Below are 18,315 nucleotides of genomic sequence, written 5' to 3'. Positions count from 1 at the left end.
AATAAGCGCATAATCTCCGCATGGAGTGCGGCGATTACACCTATATCTGGCAGGCCCCGGACTGGCCTCGTTGGCGCTACGATCTGACGGCGCTGGCGGCCGCTATGTCCGAAGTTAGCCACGCGCAGGGATATCTGCTTGGCCGATTGGAAGAGGCCGGTTTGCTGTTGCGTGATCAGCTCAGCCTGACAGCGCTGACTGAAGATGTCGTGAAAACCAGTGAGATCGAAGGCGAGAGTCTGAACGTGCAGTCGGTGCGTTCCTCGATAGCACGACGCTTGGGCCTGGACATCGGCGCGCTGGCGCCGGTGGATCGCCATATTGAAGGCGTGGTGGACATGGTGCTGGATGCCACCGCCAATAGTCGAGCGCCGCTGACGCGTGAGCGCCTGTTTGGCTGGCATGCGGCGCTTTTTCCCACTGGTTATTCGGGCCTGACCCGGATTCGTGCAGGTGCCTGGCGTGACGACGCCAGCGGTCCGATGCAAGTGCTGTCCGGGCCCGTTGGCCGTCAGCGCGTGTACTTTGAAGCGCCCCCTGCACCGCGTCTGGAAGCTGAAATGGCGCGTTTCCTTGGCTGGATGGGCGAAACGGATGACCCACCGCTGATCAAGTCAGGCTTGGCACATTTGTGGTTCCTGACCGTGCATCCGTTTGACGATGGCAACGGCCGCATTGCGCGTGCGATTGGAGACATGCTTCTGGCGCGCGCCGATGGCAGTCCGCAGCGTTTCTACAGTTTATCCGCGCAAATCCAGCGTGAACGCAAGGCTTATTACAGCATCCTGGAACGAACACAGAAGGAAACTATGGACGTGACGGAATGGCTTTCATGGTTTTTAGAAGCCTTGTGGCACGCGGTAGATCAGGCCCACACGGGCCTGGACACTGCATTGACCAAGGCGCGCTTCTGGCGGCAATACGCGGAGCTGCCACTCAATGAGCGCCAGATGAAACTGCTTAACCGGCTGCTGGACGGTTTGGAAGGCAAGCTTACCAGCAGCAAGTGGGCAAGCATCGCCAAATGTTCGCCCGATACAGCCCTGCGCGACATCACGGATCTGCTGAGCAAAGGTGTGCTGCGAAAGACCACGGCCGGCGGCCGCAGTACCGGCTACCAGCTCAACAAATAAAAAAAATTCCCGTGTGAGGCTAATGCCGCTAAGTTAAGGCTTTTTTGGCCGCAAACTGATGAGCCGTCATTCCCGCGCAGGCGGGAATCCATGGGGCGCGTGGTCATCAGTTCAGCATGGATTCCCGCCTTCGCGGGAATGACGGCTCTTAATTTAGCGGCATTACCGGACGAGGCGGGCGGAGTTGCTCTTTAGCTGACTTGTTCGTCCGCGAAAGCGTTGGTGGCTTTCGAACCCCAGACGGCATAGAACAGCACGTACAGTTCGCAGGCGGCGGTCAGCAGGAAGGACAGTTGCAGGCCGACGGTGTCGGCCAGCCAGCCTTGCACCACCACCAGCGCGCCACCGGCGATCGCCATGATCAGCAGGCCGGCGCCTTCCTCGGTCAGCGGGCCCAGGCCTTTGATGCCCAGCGTGAAGATGGTCGGGAACATCACCGAGTGGAACAGACCCACCGAGATCAGCGCCCACATGGCCACGCTGCCGGTACCCAGCGCCGCGATCATCATCACGACGAAGGCGCCAATCGCGCAGAACGCCAGCACGCGCTCGGCGGTGGTCTTGTTCATGGCCCAGGCGCCGACGAAACGGCCGACCAGCATGCCGCCCCACAGCAGGAACAGGTAATGCGCGCCTTGCTCGTGGCTCAGGCCGCCAATCTCCGGCTGGCCGGTGAAGTTGATGAACAGGTTGGCCACGCCGATCTCGGCGATCAGGTAGATGAAGATGGCCGGGATGCCGAACACCAGGTTGCGGTGCTTCCACAGCGACAGCTTGGCGCGCTCGGTGGTCGAGACGCGGCTGGTTGCGCTGTGGTGCATGGCCGGCATCTTGAAGCGCGCGATCACCAGCGCCAGGATCACCAGCACGGCCGCCACGATCAGGTACGGCAGCTGCACGGCCTGGGCGTCGGCCAGTTTCTCGGCCTGGGTCAGCACGTGGCCGGCCTCGGCGGTGCCCGAGTTGGAGCGGCCCAGGATCAGGTAGGCGCCGAACAGCGGCGCCAGCGTGGCGCCTAGCGAGTTGAACGCCTGCACCAGGTTCAGGCGCGAGGACGCGGTCTCCGGCGAACCCAGCACGGCGACGTAGGGATTGGCCGACACCTGCAGCAGCGTGATGCCGCAGGCGATCACGAACAGCGCCACCAGCGTCACGCCGTAGGACGGCAGACGCGCGGCCGGGATCATCAGCAGCGCGCCGACCGCCATCATGCACAGCCCGAACACCATCGATTTCTGGTAGCCGATGCGCTCGATCAGGCGCGCCGATGGAATCGAGGCGAAGAAGTAGGCGATGAACCAGACCGACTCGATCAGCGTGGTCTGGGTGTAGTTCAGGTCGAACACGCTGCGCAGGTGCGGCAGCAGGGTGTTGTTGATGACGGTGATGAAGCCCCAGGTGAAGAACAGGCTGGTCAGCAGCGACAGGACCGCGCGTGGACTGGTGGCATGGGACTGCGTGGGCAGGGCGCCGGTGGCGCTGGGCATGGGAGCTGGCATGGGGTTGTCTCTTTGAGTTTTCTTAACTCGGTATGCTATCCCAGCGCTTGTTTGATCTCCAATGCCAAAGAGACCGGGATCAATATCATTTGGATATAGCTCGGCCCGGGTTGAGCTTGCCGACCACGAAATCGACAAAGGTGCGCACCCGCAGCGACAGATGGCGCGCGTGCGGATACAGCAGGATGAAGGGGCGCGAGGTGCCGCCGTGCTGCGGCAGCAATTCCACCAGCGCGCCGCTGGCCAGGTCCTGCTCGACGATGAAGCGGTAGGTCTGCACCAGGCCGGCGCCGCTGCGCGCCAGCGTGACAATGCCCAGCACATCCTCCGAGCAACTGAGGCCGCCCTCGGTCGGCAGGTCGACGGCCGCGCCATCGCGCATGAACACCCATGGAATGCGCTTGCCGGTGCTGGGCAGGTCGAACTGGATGCATTCGTGTTTGGCCAGGTCGTCCAGCGACCTGGGCTTGCCGGCGCGCTTGAGGTAGGAGGGCGCCGCCACCAGCACCAGTTCCGCATCCTCCAGCTTGCGCGCGATGAGGTTGGAGTCGGCCGGCGCGCGGCCGCGGATGGCCAGGTCGTAGCCCTCGTCGGCGAAGTCGATGTTGCGGTTGCTGACGTGGATGTCGATGGTGACGTCCGGATACTTGCGGCGGAATTCGCCCAGCAGCGGCAGCAGGCGGTAGTGGGCGTAAGGCGTCGGCGCGCTGATGCGCAGCGGGCCGGATGGCTCGACCTGGGCGCCGGTGATCTGGCGCTCGGCCTCGGTCAGCTGCGACAGCGCCTGCCGGCATTGCTCGAAGTAGACGCGGCCGCTGTCGGTCAAGCGGATCTGGCGCGTGGTGCGCACGAACAGGCGCACACCCAGCCGCTCCTCCAGCCGCGACACGGAGCGGCTGACCGCCGCCGGCGTGACCCCGGCGGCGGTGGCGGCGGCGGTAAAGCTGGAAAGCTCAGCCGCAAGGCAGAACAGTTCGATGCTGCCCAGCAGCACATCGTCGAATTGGCGTTTCATGGGGGTTTATTGATTACGTGGTGTATCAATTGTCTTGCTTTTCCATGTGTTTATCAAGCTGGGCGTCGGGAATATAGTGATTCCACCTCAACACAACCCCGAAAGGAAACATCATGAGCAAGACTGTTATTGTGACCGGCGCATCGAGCGGCATTGGCTTTGCGGTGGCCGAGGCTTACCTGAAACGCGGCTACAACGTGGTCGGCAATGCCCGCACCATCGAGCGCCTGAAGGAGGCGGCCGATAAACTGGGCAATCCGGCCAACTTCCTGCTGGTGCCGGGCGACATCGCCAAGCCGGCAACCGCCAAGGCGCTGTTCGAGCGTGCCGTCGCCGCCTTTGGCAAGGTCGACATCCTGATCAACAACGCCGGCATCTTCATCGCCAAGCCAACCACCGACTACACCGAGCAGGAGCTGGACGACCTGCTCAACACCAATCTGAAAGGCGTGTTCTTCCCGTCGCAGCAGGCGGCCGCGCACATGGGCGCCAACAAGTCGGGCCACATCGTCAACATCACCGCCAGCATCGCGATGCAGCCGAACGTGAAGGTGCCGGCGCTGCTGCCGGTGCTGATCAAGGGCGGCCTCAACAACGCCACCCGCGCGCTGGCGATCGAGCTGGCGGCGTCCAACGTCAAGGTCAACGCGGTGGCGCCCGGCATCATCGCCACGCCGATGCACAGCACGGACGAAGCCACGCAGTCGTTCTTCCGCACGCTGTCGCCGAGCGGCACCACCGGCGTCACGGACGATGTCGTGAACGCCGTGCTGTACCTGACCGAATCCAACTTCACCTCCGGCACCATCCTGCCGGTCGACGGCGGCGCCACCGCCGGCACCTGGTAACGCAACTTCAAGGAGAATCACCATGCCATACGTAAATATCCGCGTCACCAATGAAGGCGTGACGGCTGAACAGAAACAGCAACTGATCGAAGGCTCGACCGACCTGCTGCAGCGCGTGCTGAACAAGGATCCCGCCACCACCTTCGTCATCATCGACGAGGTGGAGACCGACAACTGGGGCGTGAGCCGCGAAAACATCACCAGCCGCCGCAAGCGCGAGAAGGCCGCCAAATGAAGCTGCTGTACGTGGGCGATCCCATGTGCTCGTGGTGCTATGGCTTCGGCAAGGAGATGACCGCGCTGATGGCCATGCACCCCGGCCTGGAACTGGAAATCATCGTCGGCGGCGTGCGCGCCGGCGCCACCGATGTGCTGGATCAGGCGGGCAAGGACTTCCGTCTCGGGCACTGGGCACGGGTCGAAGCACAGAGCGGCCTGCCGTTCAATCGCGCGGCTTTGCAGGCGCGCGAGAATTTTGTCTACGACACCGAGCCGATCTGCCGTGCGGTGGTCGCGGCGCGCAAGCTGGCGCCGCAGGCCGATTCGCTGGCGGTGTTCCGCGCCTTGCAGCACGCGTTTTACGTCGACGGACTGGACACCACCGATGGCCGCGTGCTGGCCACGGTGGTGGCGAACCAGCTGCGGCTTGACGTGGACACGGTGTTGCGGGTGTGGCGGGACGCCGACACCATCGCGCAAACCAGGGCCGATTTCGCGCGCGCCCGCGCGCTTGGTGTGCGCAGCTTCCCGGCCTTGCTGCTGGAGACGGACAAGGGTATCGTTGAAATCAGTGGTGGCTATGCCCATGTCGCGCAGTTGCAGCGGCAATTGCAACAGGTGATGGCGTCGAGCTAGCCCCATGTGCGGTGGCATACCGAGGTGCGGGCGCGCTTTCGGTATGCTGCCAACATCTAAAAGGGGCGAGTGATGACATCGGCTACTGATCAGAAGGAAACTGATGATGGTCTGACGGAGACCTCCAAGGCCATGCTGGCGATGCGCGAGCAGGTGATCGACCTGTGGGAAGCGAAGCTGCGCGAGCATGTGCAGGAGGCCAAGGCGGTTTCCGGTCCGCTGCTGGTGAACACCTTGCCGGCGTTCTACGACAATATCGCGGAGGCGTTGACGCCTTCCTATCCGCGCGCCACCGGCGCCAGCCATACCACCTCCATGTCCGCCCACGGCGGCGAACGCGCGCGCATGACGCCGTTTCGCGCCGATCAAATCATCCATGAGTATCAGCTGTTCCGCGATGCCATCGCGACGGTGGCGCAGCGCAATGGCGTGCGTTTCACGGCCGACGAATGGCAGGTCGTGGTGCATTCCATCGACGTGGCGATGCGCGACGCCGTCCGTGAATACGCCATGATCCACGAATCGATCCGCGAGCGCCTGGCGGCCACGCTGTCGCACGACATGCGCAACCCCTTGTCGCTGATCATGGCCGGGGCGCAGCTCATCGGCATGGCGCCGGACTTGCCGACCGCCTCGCGCGTCGCCGGGAAGATCCAGAATGGCGCCGTGCGTTTGGAGCAGATGCTGATCCAGCTGGTCGATGCGCTGACCTTTGACCGTGGCGTCAAATTGCCTTTGAGCCTGTCGGAATTCGATGTGCAAAGCGTGGTCAACACCGTGGCGCAGGAGTTTGACGTGATGGTGGTTGGCAAGATCGAGACCCGGGTGGAGTCGGTGGTGGGTTTCTGGTGCAAGAACTCGCTGTTGCGCGCGTTGGAAAACCTGGTCGCCAACGCCTTCAAGTACGGCGACCGCAAGACGGTGGTGATCAAGGCTGCCCAGCAACGGGGCCGCCTGATGCTGAGCGTGCACAACACCGGCAAGCCAATCGCCGAGGAGCAGCGCGAGCGGATTTTTGAGTATCTGCAGCGTGAAGCCGGCGACAACTACGCCGATGGCTGGGGCATCGGCCTGCCGTTTGTGCGCAGCGTGGCCGAGGGCCACGGCGGCAGCGTGGTGGTGGACAGCTCGGCCGCCACCGGCACCACCTTCATCATCGACATTCCGGTCGATTGCCGGCCGTATGTGAAAACGGCCGGCTGATACGGCCGGCCCGGTTAGCCGGCCGCCTTGGCCGCCGCCGCGCGCTTGCGCAGCTCGGTCACGGCGGTGCCGCCGACGCCCCAGTTATCGGTCTCCACCTCATCGATGATGACGAAAGTGGTGGCCGGATTCTTGTTCAGCACCTTTTGCAGCAGGTCGGTCACGCCCTGGATCAGCTCCTGCTTCTGCTCGGCGGTCGCGCCCTCGTTGGTGATGCGGATATTTACGAATGGCATAGTTTTTCTCCTTGGTTAAAAATCGTCAGATAGGCCAGCAGCGCGCCGCCCAGCAGCAGGGCGGTCGAGACGGCCATGGCGGCTTCGATGCCCGCAAGAATAGCAGCTGTCGTCGGGGTTGCCACTAAAGCGCCGTACACCGCCACGCCCATGGCGCCGCCAACCTGGCGCGCCGTGTTCAGGACCGCCGACGCGGTGCCGCCCTGGCGCTTGTCGACGGCGGCCAGGATGGCGGTGGTCATGGCCGGCACCGCCAGCCCCATGCCGGCCGGGATCAGCGCCAGGCCGGGCAGCATGGCCCAGAAGCTGGCGGTCTCGGAGATGCCGAAGATGCCCAGCAGCGCATAGCCGCTGCCGCCGATCAGGCCGCCGATGATCATCGGCAGGCGCGAGCCCACCCGCGCCTGCAGCCAGCCGCTGGTGATATTGGCGAACAGGAAGGTGCCGGTCAGCGGCAGGAAGATCAGCCCCGCGTGCAGCACGGAGAAGCCGCGCACTTTTTGCAGGTAAAAACTCAGCACGAAGATCACCCCGTAGTAGGCGAAATTGACGAACACGCCGAACAGCACTGCCGGCGTGAAGCCGGTCAGGTGGAACAGCTGCAACGGCAGCATGGGCGCGGCGCTGCGGCGTTCGACGCGGATGAACAGTACCGCCGCCGCCAGCGCCACCAGCAGCGCCGCCACCACCGCCGGATGTGTCAGGCCCAGCGTGTGGACTTCAATCACCGCGCCGATGAAGGCGGTCAGCGCCACCACCGCCAGCAACTGGCCCGGGATGTCGAAGTGGCGCGCCGGGCCGCTGTGGCGCAGCGCCGGCACCACGCGCAGGGTCAGCCAGAAGCCCAGCACGCAGATCGGAATGTTGACCCAGAAAATGGCGCGCCAGCCGAACACCGACATCAGCAGGCCGCCCAGCACCGGCCCGGCCGCGATCGAGATGCCGCCGGCGGCGGTCCACCAGGCGATGGCCTTGGCCAGCATCTTGCGGTCTTCGGCGTAGACGGCGTTGAGGATGGCCAGCGAGCTGGGCACCAGCAGCGCGGCGCCGATGCCTTGCGCGGCGCGCGCGACGTTGAGCGACAACGCGTCCGGCGCCATGGCGCAGGCGAGCGAGGCCGCGGTGAACAGGCTGAAGCCGCCCAGGAACACGCTGCGCGAGCCGAAGCGGTCGCCCATGGCGCCGGCCGACAGCAGGAACACGGCAAAGCCCAGCGTGTAGGCATCCACCACCCATTGCAGCTCGCTGACGCCGGCCCGCAGTTCGCGGCCGATTTCCGGCAAGGCCACGTTGACGATGGTGACGTCCAGCTGGACGATGATGAAGGCGAAGCTGCATGCCAGCAGAATGGTCAGTGAAGGAGAGGATTTCATGATGGACTCCCAAGTGCGATAGGGCCACTATAAGCCGCCTTGTGCATCATGAAAAATGAATTATACTGAACCAATCATTCTTTAATTGAGAATAATTATGGAACTGTCATCCCTGCGCATCTTCAAAACCGTGGCCGAGGAGGGCGGCGTCACGCAGGCCGCCGCGCGACTCAACCGCGTGCAGTCGAATGTCTCCGCGCGTTTGACGCAGCTGGAGGAGTCGCTGGGGGTGAGCCTGTTCCACCGCTCCGGCCGCCGCATGCTGATCACGGAAGAGGGCGCGCGCCTGCTGGCCTACACCGAGCGCCTGCTGCAACTGGCCGACGAGGCGCAGGAAGCCATGCGCGGCGACCGCCAGCCGTCCGGCCAATTGCGGATCGGCTCGATGGAGACGACCGCCGCCGCACGCCTGCCGCTGGTGCTGGGGCAGTTCCATGGCCAGTATCCGCAGGTCGACCTGGTGCTCGATACCGGCCCCACCGATTATCTGCTGCAGGCGGTGCTCAACCACCGGGTGGACGTGGCGCTGGTGGCGGCGCCCGTCGAGCGTCCTGAACTGATGCAGATACCGGTGTTTGACGAGGAATTGGTGCTGCTGACCGACAGCCTGCACGGCCCGGTCAAGTCGCCGGCCGACGTGGCGCGGCGCACACTGCTGGGCTTCCGCAGCGGCTGCTCGTACCGGCGCCGGCTGGAGCGCTGGTTTGCCGAGGGCGGCGTGTCGCCGGCCAGGATAGCCGAATTCGGCACGTTTGAAGCCATCATCGGCTGTGTGGCGGCCGGCATGGGCGTGGCCATGATGCCGCGCGAGGTGCTGAAACTGCGCGAGCTGGCCAAGTCGGTGCGCATCCACGACCTGCCGCCCGACGTGGCGCGTGTGCAGACCATGCTGGTGTGGCGGCGCGACATCGCCCAGCACGCCGCCCGCGATGCGTTTGCCGCAACGTTCGGAGGGCTGTTGGAAAGCTGAACGCGTATCGCCTGACGTCAAACGCCAACGGCCGCAACCTGACGGAAGCGGCCTTGGCCCGGCGCTGACCGCCGAAATTAGCGGTTGGTTGGCGGCGGCGTTTCGTTGGTGGCCGGCGGCGGCGTCTGGGTAGGGGCGTCAGGCGCTGGCGTGGTGGCCGGTGGCGTGGTGGCGCCGCTGTCGGTGGTTGGCGTCGGCGGCGTGGTCGGAGCAGGCGTAGCCGCTGGCGCCGGAGTCGCTTCCGGCACGGCCGGCTGGTCCGCGTCTTTCTTCTGGCAGCCGCTGATGACGGCGACGGTGGCGATCAAGGCGCAAGCAATCTTGCCGCTGAGATGGAACTGTTTCATGGTTGGTTCCTCCTGTTGGATGGATAAGCGCTCATGGTAAGCATTCCTGAGACCGCGTCGTATCGGCGGGACTGCACTGGGTTTGTAGGACTAGTGCCCGTCGTGCTCCGGTAGAATGGCGTTTATTCAAATTCAGGAGATGTCATGCGTCGTTATATCGCCGCCGCACTGCTGGCGTTCGCAGCGCTGGAATGCAGTGCCAGTGAGTCCGCCACCGGCAGCTTCACCGCCACCAAAAGCTGCGAGGCCTATTCGTCCTTCGCCAAGCGCGCCAATCCGGGTGACGTGAAAGTCAGCGCCGGCACGGCCTACACCGTGCGCGAAATCAACAAGACCGACTACGACTGGCTGCGGGTGGAGGTGCCCGGCGCGCAACCATCGTTGCGCTGGGTGCAGAAGACGTGCGGCACGCCGGCGCTGGAGGACAAGCAGGCCGGTCGTCCGGACGAGGGCGTCAGCGGCGCGGTGTGCTCGGCGCCCAACCAGCAGGACAGCTACGTGCTGGCCATCACCTGGCAGCCGGGCTTTTGCGAGCACGCCAAATACAACGGCAAGAAGCCGGAATGCGACGCCATGAACAGCGGCGCGCTGGAAGCCAAGACCCTGAGCCTGCACGGCTTGTGGCCGAACAAGAAGGAATGCGGCACGCAGTATGGCAGCTGCCAGGGCAAGCAGTTTGAGCTCAGCAAGGACACCATCGAGAAAATCGCTCCTTGGATGCCCAACTTCTTCTACGAGCGCACCTTTGGCGCTTACGAGTGGAACAAGCACGGCAAATGCCAGTCGCTGCCGCCGGACGATTACTTCATGACGGCGGTGTCGGCGGTGCGGGTGGTGAACGATTCGGAAGTCGGCAAGATGGTGCTGAGCAATACCGGCAAGAGCTTCAAGGTCAGCGATTTCTTCGAGCGCGTGAAGGCACGCTATGGCGAGAAGGTGGCGGACACCATCACGCTGGTGTGCGTCCAGCGCAAGTACCTGCAGGAGATCCGCGTGTCGCTGGCGCTGGACTTCAACACCGAGCGCGACCTGCCGCAGATGGTGGCGAACGCCCGCCCGGTGGGCGCCCGCGCCATCGGCTGCGCCGACGAAGTCTACGTCGAGGCAGCCGGCAAGGACTAAACAATCAGGCCGCGAAGCCGCCGTCGATCAGCAGGTCGGCGCCGGTGACGAAGGCCGCCTCGGGACCGGCCAGGTAGCTGACCATGGCCGCCACCTCATCGGCGGTGCCGTGGCGTTTGAGCGCCATCAGGCCGTGCAGGGCGGTGGCGAAATCGCCCTCGGCCGGGTTCATGTCGGTATCGACCGGGCCGGGCGACACGTTGTTGACGGTGATGCCGCGCGGGCCGAGGTCGCGCGCCATGCCCTTCACCAGGCCCACCAGCGCCGATTTGCTCATCGCGTACGCCGCGCCGCCCTCGAACGGCATGCGCTGCGCGTTGGTGCTGCCGATGTTGATGATGCGGCCGCCATCCTTCATGTGCTTGACCGCCGCCTGCGAGGCGACGAACACGGCGCGCACGTTGACCGCCACGGTGTGGTCGAAATCTTCCAGCGAGAACTGATCCACCGGGCCGAGGCGCAGCACGCCGGCGCTGTTGACCAGGATGTCGAGGCGGCCGTAGCGGTCGGCCACGCTGTCGATGGCGCGGGTCAGGGCCACGGCATCTGCGGCGTCGGCCTTGATGGCGACGGCTTCACCGCCGGCGGCCCGGATTTCCTCTACCAGCGCCTCGGCGGCGATGGCCGAGGCGGCGTAGCCGATGGCGACCTTGGCGCCCTCGCGCGCCAGGCGGCGGGCGGTGGCGGCGCCGATGCCGCGCGAACCACCGTTGATGAAAGCGACTTGACCGTTGAATTTGGTGTTCATGATGATTTCCTTTCGGGTTGGTTGATGAACACAGTATGGTCGCGCCCAGCTTGTCGCGGTAGTCATGAATTAGCGTGTAAAGTTTCAACCATTGGTATAAGATGGACCCATGTTTACCGAATTGAGCAGCTATCTGGACGCCTTTATCGCCGCCGCCGACGAGGGCAGCTTCTCCGCGGCCGCGCGCCGGCTGGGGCTGACGCCGGCCGCTGTCAGCAAGAGCGTCAACCGGCTGGAGCTGCGGCTGGGCGTGCGCCTGTTCCAGCGCAGCACGCGCAGCCTGTCGTTGACCACCGACGGCGAGCGCCTGTACGGCCAGGTGCGCCTGCCGTGGAGCGAGATCGGCGACGCGCTGACGGACCTGAGCCAGGGCGCGGGCAAGCCGGCCGGCACGCTCAAGGTGTCGCTGGCCTACACGGTGGGCCGGCAGTATTTCGTGCCGCTGCTGGAGGAGTTCTCGCGCCGCTATCCGGACGTGGTGCCCGACCTGTATTTCGATAACCGCCAGGTGGACCTGGTGGCGGAGGGTTTCGACGTCGGCATCGGCGGCGGTTTCGAGCTGACCGACGCGTTGATCGCGCGTGAACTGGCGCGGGTGGATGTGGTGCTGGTGGCGTCGCCGGCTTACCTGAAGGCGCATGCGGCGCCGGCCTCGCCGCAGGAACTGGCGCGCCATCGCGGCCTGCTGCGCCGCTCGCTGAGCACCGGCCGCCTGATGCCGTGGACCTTGAAGAACAGCGCCGGGCAGGAGGTGGTTGCCAGCGTGCGCCCGGTGGCGGTGCTGGACGATCCGGAAGCCATCGCCCGCGCCGCCGCCTGCGGCATGGGCATCGCCATGCTGCCTTTGCCGCACGCGTTGCCGCTGCTCGACAGCGGGGAGCTGGTGCGTGTGCTGCCGGACTGGCACGCCGAAACCCGGCCGCTGTCGATTTACTACTCCAGCCGCAAGCTGGTGCCGGCCAAGGTGCGGGTGTTCATCGATTTTATCGTCGAGCGCTTCCGCGCCGGCGGGCAGGGTGCGCGTTTCAGCACGGCGTCGATGAAGAATTGACTTTCCCGGCGGCGCAGTGATGTAATGCCGGATGCCGTTATATCAAGCGATCAAGGAGATGTGTCGATGAAGTTCAAAGCAGTATTGGCAACACTGGTGTTGGCCGGGCAGGCGTATGCGGGCGTGGCGATCAATCCGGACAACGCGCAATTGCAGTACACGGGGCGCATCGACTTCGCCGACCGCGCGCGGCCGGTGTTGTCCTGGCCGGGCACCAGCATTGAAGGCAACTTCACCGGCGCCAGCCTGGCCGTCAAGCTGGACGACCAGTTGGGCAAGAACTTCTTCAATGTGTTCATTGACGGCGACCTGACCAAGCCGGTGATCATCGAGGCCGCGCAGGGCAGCAAGACCTACCCGGTGGCGCAGGGCCTGAAGCCGGGACAGCACCGCTTCCTCATCACCAAGCGCACCGAGGGCGAGGAGGGCGGCACGGTGTTCCAGGGATTGGAACTGGCCGACGGCGGCAAGCTGCTGGCGCCACCGCCGCGCAAGCAGCGCCGCATTGAATTCTTTGGCGATTCGATCACCAGCGGCATGGGTAATGAATCGCCGGACGACGGTCCGGATCACCTGCTGAAGGACAAGAACAACTTCATGTCATACGCGTCGATCACGGCGCGCGCGCTGAATGCCGAGGCGCATATCACCTCGCAGAGCGGCATCGGTGTGATGATCAGCTGGTTCCCGTTCACCATGCCGGACTTTTACGATCAGCTGAATGCGGTGGGCAACAACGACAGCAAGTGGGATTTCAGCTCGTGGACGCCGGACGTGGTGGTGGTCAACCTGTTCCAGAACGACCGCTGGCTGATCGACCGCGAGAAGCGCCTGTCGCCGATGCCGACCGATGAGCAACGCATCCAGGCTTACAAGACCTTCGTGCAGAAGGTGCGGGCGTTGTATCCACGAGCTTACATCGTGTGCGCGCTGGGCAGCATGGACGCGGTGCAGGAAGGCTCCAAGTGGCCGGGCTACGTGCGCACGGCGGTGGACCAGATGCGTGACGGCGGCGACCAGCGTATCGATACCATCATCTTCCCGTGGAACGGCTTTGGCGGGCATCCGCGCGTCAAGCAGCATCAGTTCAACGCGGGCCTGCTCACGGACTTCATCCGCAAGAAAGTCGGCTGGTAAGCATGCTTGCGCGCGCACGCCAGCTGCCCACGGCGACGCAGCTGGCGGCGCTGCTTGCCAAGGCGCCGCTGCTGCTGGAAGCCGGTTGCTGCGAGCAGGCGGCGTTCGAGCGGGCGCACATTCCCGGCGCCCGCTATATCGATACCAACGAGATCGAGCATGCGCCATTGTGGGTGAAGGTGGATGACGCCGGGCTGCTGGCCATCCTGCTCGCCCACGGCATCCGCCATGACAGCACGGTCATCCTCTATGGCCGCAACAACCTGGCCGCCGCGCGGGTGGCGCAGTTGCTGCTGTACGCGGGCGTCAGCGACGTGCGCCTGCTGGACGGCGGCTTTGATGCATGGATGGCCGCCGGCCTGCCATGCGAAGCCGGGCCGTCGCGTGCCGCCGTGCCGGCGGAAGCTTTTGGCGCCGCCTTTCCCGGGCATCCTGAATACATCGTCGACACCGCGCAGGTGCGCGCGCTGCTGGCGCGCGATGACGGCATATTGGCCAGCATCCGTACCGAGGCGGAGCACCTTGGCCTGACCTCCGGCTACAACTACATCCACGCGCGCGGCGAGATTCCCGGCGCCCACTGGGCGCGCGCCGGCGATAACGGTGACGTCAACAGCATGAGCGCCTATCAGCGGGCCGATGGCACCATGAAGCCAGCCGCCGACATCGAGCGGCAGTGGCGCGCGGCGGGCATCACGCGCGGGCATCTGGTCGCGTTCTACTGCGGCACCGGCTGGCGCGCGTCCATGGCCTTCTTTTACGCGTGGCTCATGGGCTGGCCGCGCATCAGCGTGTACGACGGCGGGTGGGGGAAATGGAGCGCCGACGCGGATTAGGCGATTGTGCCGATTTCGTCACGCTTTTCGCGGCGCGGAAACAAGACGCGGGCCGGCTGCAAGTCGTACATTATTGGTTAAACATTCACCATGAGGGTAGCTATGCAACGCCGACAGATTCTGCAGGGCGCCGCCAGTCTGGGACTGGTTTCCGGCTGGTCCGCCGCCAGCGCCGCCTCCAGCGCGGCCGCGACTTCCAGCGGTGCCGGCGCGGTCCCCGGCACCGCGCGCGCGCTGCCGCTGCCGTCGGTGCGGCTGCTGCCGTCGGTGTACGCCGACGCCGTGCAAGCCAACCAGGCCTACCTGCTGCGCCTGAGCGCCGACCGCTTCCTGCACAACTACCACAAGTTTGCCGGCCTGCCGACCAAGGGCGCCATCTACGGCGGCTGGGAGTCCGACACCATCGCCGGCGAAGGGTTGGGGCACTACCTGTCCGCGCTGTCGCTGATGTATGCGCAAACCGGCACGCCGGGCCTCAAGCCGCGCATCGACTACATCGTGGCCGAACTGGCGCGCGTGCAGCAGGCGCAGGGCGACGGCTACGCGGCCGGCTTCATGCGCAAGCGCAAGGACGGCAAGGTGGTCGACGGCAAGGAGATCTTCCCCGAGATCATGCGCGGCGAGATCCGCTCGGCGGGCTTTGACCTGAATGGCTGCTGGGTGCCGCTGTATAACTGGCACAAGGTGTTCGCCGGCCTGTTCGACGCCCAGACCTACGCCGGCAACGAGCAGGCCTTGCAAGTGGCGCTGGGCCTGGCCGGCTACATCGACAAGGTGTTCGCCGCGCTGAACGACGAGCAGGTGCAGCAGGTCCTGGCCTGCGAACATGGCGGCATCAACGAGAGCTTCGCCGAGCTGTATGCGCGCACGCGGGACAAGCGCTGGCTGGCGCTGGCGCAGCGCCTGTATCACACCAAGGTACTGACGCCACTGACCCAGGGCCGCGATGAACTGGCCAACCTGCATTCCAACACGCAGATTCCGAAGCTGATCGGTCTCGCGCGACTGCACGAGCTGACGGGCCGCCGCAGCGATGCCGACGCGGTGGACTTCTTCTGGAAGCGCGTCACCCAGCATCACAGCTACGTCATCGGCGGCAATGGCGATCGCGAATACTTCTCGGCGCCGGACAGCATCGCCGCCCACATCACCGAGCAGACCTGCGAGGCCTGCTGCAGCTACAACATGCTGAAGATGACGCGCCATCTGTACAGCTGGGCGCCGGATGCGGCCTATTTCGACTATTACGAGCGCACGCACCTGAACCACATCCTCGCGCACCAGAACCCGCGCACCGGCATGTTCACCTACATGACGCCATTGATGTCCGGTGTGGCGCGCGAATACTCCAGCGAGGAAAACGACTTCTGGTGCTGCGTGCTGTCGGGAATGGAGAGCCACGCCAAGCATGGCGACTCGATCTACTGGGAAAACGGCGACACGCTGTTCGTCAATCTCTACATTCCATCGACGGTGGAGTGGGAGGCGGCCGGCGCGGCGCTGGAGCTGAACACGCGCTATCCGTTTGAAGGGAGCATCGATCTCAAGGTGCTCCGCCTGCCCGGTGCGCGCGACTTCACGCTGGCGCTGCGCGTCCCCGCCTGGGCTTCCAGTCACACCCTGCTGGTCAACGGCAAGCCGCACAAGGCCAACAAGGACAAGGGCTACCTGCTGGTGCGCCGGCGCTGGAAAGCCGGCGACACGGTGCGCCTGTCGCTGCCGCTGGATTTGCGGCTGGAGGCGGCGGCCGGCGACGACCACGTGGTGGCGCTGCTGCGCGGGCCGATGGTGCTGGCGGCTGATCTGGGGCCGGCCGACAAGCCGTTCACCGGACTGGCGCCGGCGCTGGTGGGCGCCAACATCCTTGGCTCGTTCGCGGAGTCGGATAAAGCCAGGGCGGTGTATCGCAGCGTCGGCACCGGCCGGCCGGGCGACATGAAGTTTACGCCGTTCTTCTCGCAGTACGAGCGGCGCGCGGCGGTGTACTTCAGCACCTACACGGAAGCCGAATGGGCCGCTTCGGAAGTGGCGTTCCGCCGGGAGGAGGCGCGCCTCAAGGATCTGGCGGACCGCTCGGTCGACGTGATGCACCTGGGCGAGATGCAGCCGGAGCGTGACCACGACCTGCAGTCGGACATCTCGTATCCGGTGTCCTACCGTGGCCGCAACGGCCGCGACGCGCGCACCGGCGGTTTTTTCAGCTTCCGCATGAAGTGCGCCAACGGCCCGCTGGTGCTGCAGGCCAGTTATTGGGGCGAGGAGCGCAACCGCGATTTCCACATCAGCATCGATGGCGAGCGCATTGCCCACGTCCAGCTGAACGGCCGCCAGCCGGGGGTGTTCATCGACCAGGAATATCCGGTGCCGGAACGCCTCACCGCCGGCAAGAGCAGCATCGTGGTGCGCTTCGATCCGGAGCCCGGCCACACGGCGGGGCCGGTGTTCGGTGTGCGCCTGTTCACCGCAACGCCTGTCCAACTTTCCATACAAACCGCCGCCAAGGCGTCTTAATTTCAGTGCCGCCTGGTGGCGGCCCTGGTAGTTTCCTAAAAGAATTTCATTTTTATTCAATCACTTACGGCGCCCAAGGGCGCCGTTTTTGCGTTGGCACAACCATTGCTATCCAAGCGCACAATCAAAAAACCTGGAGGAGTCAATGGAACCAATCAAAAAGAAACGCCCGCTAACGATCTACATCCTGATCGCCATGGTGCTGGGGGTGGCGGTGGGCTACGCCTGTCATGAAACCATCGCCGACCAGAAGCTCAGCGCCACCGTCGCCAGCCACATCTCCATCGTCACCGACGTGTTCCTGCGGCTGATCAAGATGATCATCTCGCTGCTGGTGTTCTCCACCCTGACCGTGGGCATCGCCCACATGGGCGACGGCAAGGCCGCCAGCCGTGTCGGCATCAAGGCCATGGCGTGGTTCGTGATCGCCTCGCTGATCTCGCTGACGCTGGGCATGGTGCTGTCCAACCTGATGCAGCTTGGTTCCCATCTCGGCCTGCCGCTGCCGCCGCTGGACGCGGCCACCGGCCTGAAAACTTCGGCCTTCACGCTCAAGGACTTCATCGCGCACATGGTGCCGAAGTCGCCGATCGAGGCGATGGCCAATAACGAAATCCTGCAGGTGCTGGTGTTCGCCGTGTTCTTCGGCGGCGCGCTGGGCGCGCTGGGCGAGTCCGCGCGCCAGCTCACCGGCGTGATCGACCAGCTGGCGCAGGTGATGTTGCGCATCACCGGCACGGTCATGAACCTGGCGCCGCTGGCCGTGTTCGCGGCGATGGCGTCGGTGATCACCACCAACGGCCTGGCCATCCTCGGCACCTTCGCCAAGTTCATGGGCGGCTTCTATCTCGGCCTGGCGTGCCTGTGGGCGCTGCTGATCCTCGGCGGCTTCGCCTTCATCGGCAAGCGCGTGTTCCGCCTGATCGCGCTGATCCGCGAACCGTTCCTGCTGGCGTTTTCCACCGCCAGCTCGGAGGCGGCATATCCGAAACTGCTGGTGGCGCTGGACCAGTTTGGCGTGCAGCGCAAGATCTCCAGCTTCGTCATGCCGATGGGGTACTCGTTCAACCTCGATGGCTCGATGATGTACTGCACCTTCGCCGTGCTGTTCATCACGCAGGCATATGGCATCGAACTGTCGCTGGGCACCCAGATCACCATGCTGCTGCTGTTGATGGTGACCTCCAAGGGCATCGCCGGCGTGCCGCGCGCCTCGCTGGTGGTGATCGCCGCCACGCTGAATCAATTCCACATTCCGGAGGCTGGCCTGCTGCTGTTGATGGGCATCGACCAGTTCCTCGACATGGGCCGCTCGGCCACCAACGCGGTCGGCAACGCGGTCGCCACGGCGGTAGTCGCCAAGTGGGAAGGCGCGCTGGCGGACGAGGCGCCCGCCGCCACCACCGCCATGCCGCGCGCGGCTTGAACAAG

At 64.9% G+C, this 18,315-nt stretch carries 18 protein-coding genes; 12 read left to right on the top strand and 6 right to left on the bottom strand.

The window, feature by feature from the left end; all coding sequences use genetic code 11:
- Positions 1 to 20: 20 nt before the first annotated feature.
- Entirely contained in the window at positions 21 to 1,133 is a 1,113-nt protein-coding gene (locus FHW83_RS14945) for a Fic family protein (RefSeq protein WP_176647156.1), read from the top strand.
- Positions 1,134 to 1,324: 191 nt separating this feature from the next.
- On the opposite strand, the gene FHW83_RS14940 is transcribed toward FHW83_RS14945, so the two are convergent.
- Complete coding sequence (locus FHW83_RS14940; protein WP_176647155.1) at positions 1,325 to 2,632, bottom strand: sugar MFS transporter; 1,308 nt, start codon at positions 2,630 to 2,632, stop codon at positions 1,325 to 1,327.
- An 85-nt stretch (positions 2,633 to 2,717) separates the two neighbouring features.
- Positions 2,718 to 3,647, bottom strand: coding sequence for a LysR substrate-binding domain-containing protein (locus tag FHW83_RS14935; RefSeq protein ID WP_176647154.1), 930 nt, complete (start codon positions 3,645 to 3,647; stop codon positions 2,718 to 2,720).
- A 113-nt stretch (positions 3,648 to 3,760) separates the two neighbouring features.
- Between FHW83_RS14935 and FHW83_RS14930 the strand changes: the two genes are divergently transcribed.
- From FHW83_RS14930 to FHW83_RS14915, 4 genes are all read left to right on the top strand, one after another.
- Entirely contained in the window at positions 3,761 to 4,495 is a 735-nt protein-coding gene (locus tag FHW83_RS14930) for an SDR family NAD(P)-dependent oxidoreductase (RefSeq protein WP_176647153.1), read from the top strand.
- Between the two features lie 22 nt (positions 4,496 to 4,517).
- Positions 4,518 to 4,730 carry a 2-hydroxymuconate tautomerase family protein gene (locus FHW83_RS14925; protein ID WP_176647152.1) on the top strand — a complete coding sequence of 71 codons (213 nt, stop codon included), beginning with the start codon at positions 4,518 to 4,520 and terminating at the stop codon, positions 4,728 to 4,730.
- Positions 4,727 to 5,350, top strand: a complete 624-nt coding sequence (locus tag FHW83_RS14920; RefSeq protein ID WP_176647151.1) for a DsbA family protein — start codon at positions 4,727 to 4,729, stop codon at positions 5,348 to 5,350. Before FHW83_RS14925 ends, FHW83_RS14920 begins: the two co-directional genes overlap by 4 nt.
- 72 nt (positions 5,351 to 5,422) lie before the next feature.
- A complete protein-coding gene (locus FHW83_RS14915) occupies positions 5,423 to 6,553 on the top strand; it encodes a sensor histidine kinase KdpD (protein ID WP_176647150.1) in 1,131 nt (376 codons plus the stop codon).
- A 14-nt stretch (positions 6,554 to 6,567) separates the two neighbouring features.
- Here the strand turns inward: FHW83_RS14915 and FHW83_RS14910 are convergent, their stop codons facing one another.
- Together FHW83_RS14910 and FHW83_RS14905 are read right to left on the bottom strand one after the other, a co-directional pair.
- Positions 6,568 to 6,789, bottom strand: coding sequence for a 2-hydroxymuconate tautomerase family protein (locus FHW83_RS14910; protein WP_176647149.1), 222 nt, complete (start codon positions 6,787 to 6,789; stop codon positions 6,568 to 6,570).
- The gene (locus FHW83_RS14905) at positions 6,777 to 8,162 is read right to left on the bottom strand and encodes an MFS transporter (RefSeq protein WP_176647148.1); all 1,386 of its coding nucleotides are present in this window, start codon (positions 8,160 to 8,162) and stop codon (positions 6,777 to 6,779) included. Before FHW83_RS14905 ends, FHW83_RS14910 begins: the two co-directional genes overlap by 13 nt.
- Before the next feature lie 97 nt (positions 8,163 to 8,259).
- Between FHW83_RS14905 and FHW83_RS14900 the strand changes: the two genes are divergently transcribed.
- Positions 8,260 to 9,132, top strand: coding sequence for a LysR family transcriptional regulator (locus FHW83_RS14900; protein WP_176647147.1), 873 nt, complete (start codon positions 8,260 to 8,262; stop codon positions 9,130 to 9,132).
- A gap of 77 nt (positions 9,133 to 9,209) precedes the next feature.
- Here FHW83_RS14900 and FHW83_RS14895 read toward each other — a convergent pair whose 3' ends face one another.
- Entirely contained in the window at positions 9,210 to 9,479 is a 270-nt protein-coding gene (locus tag FHW83_RS14895; protein ID WP_176647146.1) for a hypothetical protein, read from the bottom strand.
- Between the two features lie 144 nt (positions 9,480 to 9,623).
- Between FHW83_RS14895 and FHW83_RS14890 the strand changes: the two genes are divergently transcribed.
- Positions 9,624 to 10,601, top strand: a complete 978-nt coding sequence (locus FHW83_RS14890) for a ribonuclease I (RefSeq protein ID WP_176647145.1) — start codon at positions 9,624 to 9,626, stop codon at positions 10,599 to 10,601.
- Between the two features lie 4 nt (positions 10,602 to 10,605).
- Here FHW83_RS14890 and FHW83_RS14885 read toward each other — a convergent pair whose 3' ends face one another.
- Positions 10,606 to 11,349 carry an SDR family oxidoreductase gene (locus FHW83_RS14885; RefSeq protein WP_176647144.1) on the bottom strand — a complete coding sequence of 248 codons (744 nt, stop codon included), beginning with the start codon at positions 11,347 to 11,349 and terminating at the stop codon, positions 10,606 to 10,608.
- Between the two features lie 109 nt (positions 11,350 to 11,458).
- On the opposite strand from FHW83_RS14885, the gene FHW83_RS14880 reads away from it, so the two are divergent.
- The 5 genes from FHW83_RS14880 (at position 11,459) to FHW83_RS14860 (ending at position 18,310) form a co-directional block, all read left to right on the top strand.
- On the top strand, positions 11,459 to 12,400 hold the full coding sequence (locus FHW83_RS14880; protein WP_176647143.1) for a LysR family transcriptional regulator: 942 nt from the start codon (positions 11,459 to 11,461) through the stop codon (positions 12,398 to 12,400).
- Positions 12,401 to 12,466: 66 nt separating this feature from the next.
- The gene (locus FHW83_RS14875; RefSeq protein WP_176647142.1) at positions 12,467 to 13,537 is read left to right on the top strand and encodes an SGNH/GDSL hydrolase family protein; all 1,071 of its coding nucleotides are present in this window, start codon (positions 12,467 to 12,469) and stop codon (positions 13,535 to 13,537) included.
- A 2-nt stretch (positions 13,538 to 13,539) separates the two neighbouring features.
- Entirely contained in the window at positions 13,540 to 14,373 is an 834-nt protein-coding gene (locus FHW83_RS14870) for a sulfurtransferase (RefSeq protein WP_176647141.1), read from the top strand.
- A 102-nt stretch (positions 14,374 to 14,475) separates the two neighbouring features.
- Positions 14,476 to 16,884, top strand: a complete 2,409-nt coding sequence (locus FHW83_RS14865; RefSeq protein WP_229224194.1) for a glycoside hydrolase family 127 protein — start codon at positions 14,476 to 14,478, stop codon at positions 16,882 to 16,884.
- A 154-nt stretch (positions 16,885 to 17,038) separates the two neighbouring features.
- Positions 17,039 to 18,310 carry a dicarboxylate/amino acid:cation symporter gene (locus FHW83_RS14860; RefSeq protein WP_176647384.1) on the top strand — a complete coding sequence of 424 codons (1,272 nt, stop codon included), beginning with the start codon at positions 17,039 to 17,041 and terminating at the stop codon, positions 18,308 to 18,310.
- The last annotated feature ends 5 nt before the right edge of the window (positions 18,311 to 18,315 follow it).

This window comes from Duganella sp. SG902, assembly GCF_013376005.1.
GTDB lineage: Bacteria > Pseudomonadota > Gammaproteobacteria > Burkholderiales > Burkholderiaceae_D > Rugamonas.
The sequence above is the reverse complement of the archived record's forward strand: the minus strand, read 5'-3'. Positions and strand labels throughout refer to the sequence as shown.

Bases quoted from the DNA above. Each gene is read 5' to 3' on its own strand.
- FHW83_RS14945 (WP_176647156.1), top strand. From the start codon at position 21: ATGGAGTGCGGCGATTACACCTATATCTGGCAGGCCCCGGACTGGCCT.
- FHW83_RS14940 (WP_176647155.1), bottom strand. From the start codon at position 2,632: ATGCCAGCTCCCATGCCCAGCGCCACCGGCGCCCTGCCCACGCAGTCC.
- FHW83_RS14935 (WP_176647154.1), bottom strand. From the start codon at position 3,647: ATGAAACGCCAATTCGACGATGTGCTGCTGGGCAGCATCGAACTGTTC.
- FHW83_RS14930 (WP_176647153.1), top strand. From the start codon at position 3,761: ATGAGCAAGACTGTTATTGTGACCGGCGCATCGAGCGGCATTGGCTTT.
- FHW83_RS14925 (WP_176647152.1), top strand. From the start codon at position 4,518: ATGCCATACGTAAATATCCGCGTCACCAATGAAGGCGTGACGGCTGAA.
- FHW83_RS14920 (WP_176647151.1), top strand. From the start codon at position 4,727: ATGAAGCTGCTGTACGTGGGCGATCCCATGTGCTCGTGGTGCTATGGC.
- FHW83_RS14915 (WP_176647150.1), top strand. From the start codon at position 5,423: ATGACATCGGCTACTGATCAGAAGGAAACTGATGATGGTCTGACGGAG.
- FHW83_RS14910 (WP_176647149.1), bottom strand. From the start codon at position 6,789: ATGCCATTCGTAAATATCCGCATCACCAACGAGGGCGCGACCGCCGAG.
- FHW83_RS14905 (WP_176647148.1), bottom strand. From the start codon at position 8,162: ATGAAATCCTCTCCTTCACTGACCATTCTGCTGGCATGCAGCTTCGCC.
- FHW83_RS14900 (WP_176647147.1), top strand. From the start codon at position 8,260: ATGGAACTGTCATCCCTGCGCATCTTCAAAACCGTGGCCGAGGAGGGC.
- FHW83_RS14895 (WP_176647146.1), bottom strand. From the start codon at position 9,479: ATGAAACAGTTCCATCTCAGCGGCAAGATTGCTTGCGCCTTGATCGCC.
- FHW83_RS14890 (WP_176647145.1), top strand. From the start codon at position 9,624: ATGCGTCGTTATATCGCCGCCGCACTGCTGGCGTTCGCAGCGCTGGAA.
- FHW83_RS14885 (WP_176647144.1), bottom strand. From the start codon at position 11,349: ATGAACACCAAATTCAACGGTCAAGTCGCTTTCATCAACGGTGGTTCG.
- FHW83_RS14880 (WP_176647143.1), top strand. From the start codon at position 11,459: ATGTTTACCGAATTGAGCAGCTATCTGGACGCCTTTATCGCCGCCGCC.
- FHW83_RS14875 (WP_176647142.1), top strand. From the start codon at position 12,467: ATGAAGTTCAAAGCAGTATTGGCAACACTGGTGTTGGCCGGGCAGGCG.
- FHW83_RS14870 (WP_176647141.1), top strand. From the start codon at position 13,540: ATGCTTGCGCGCGCACGCCAGCTGCCCACGGCGACGCAGCTGGCGGCG.
- FHW83_RS14865 (WP_229224194.1), top strand. From the start codon at position 14,476: ATGCAACGCCGACAGATTCTGCAGGGCGCCGCCAGTCTGGGACTGGTT.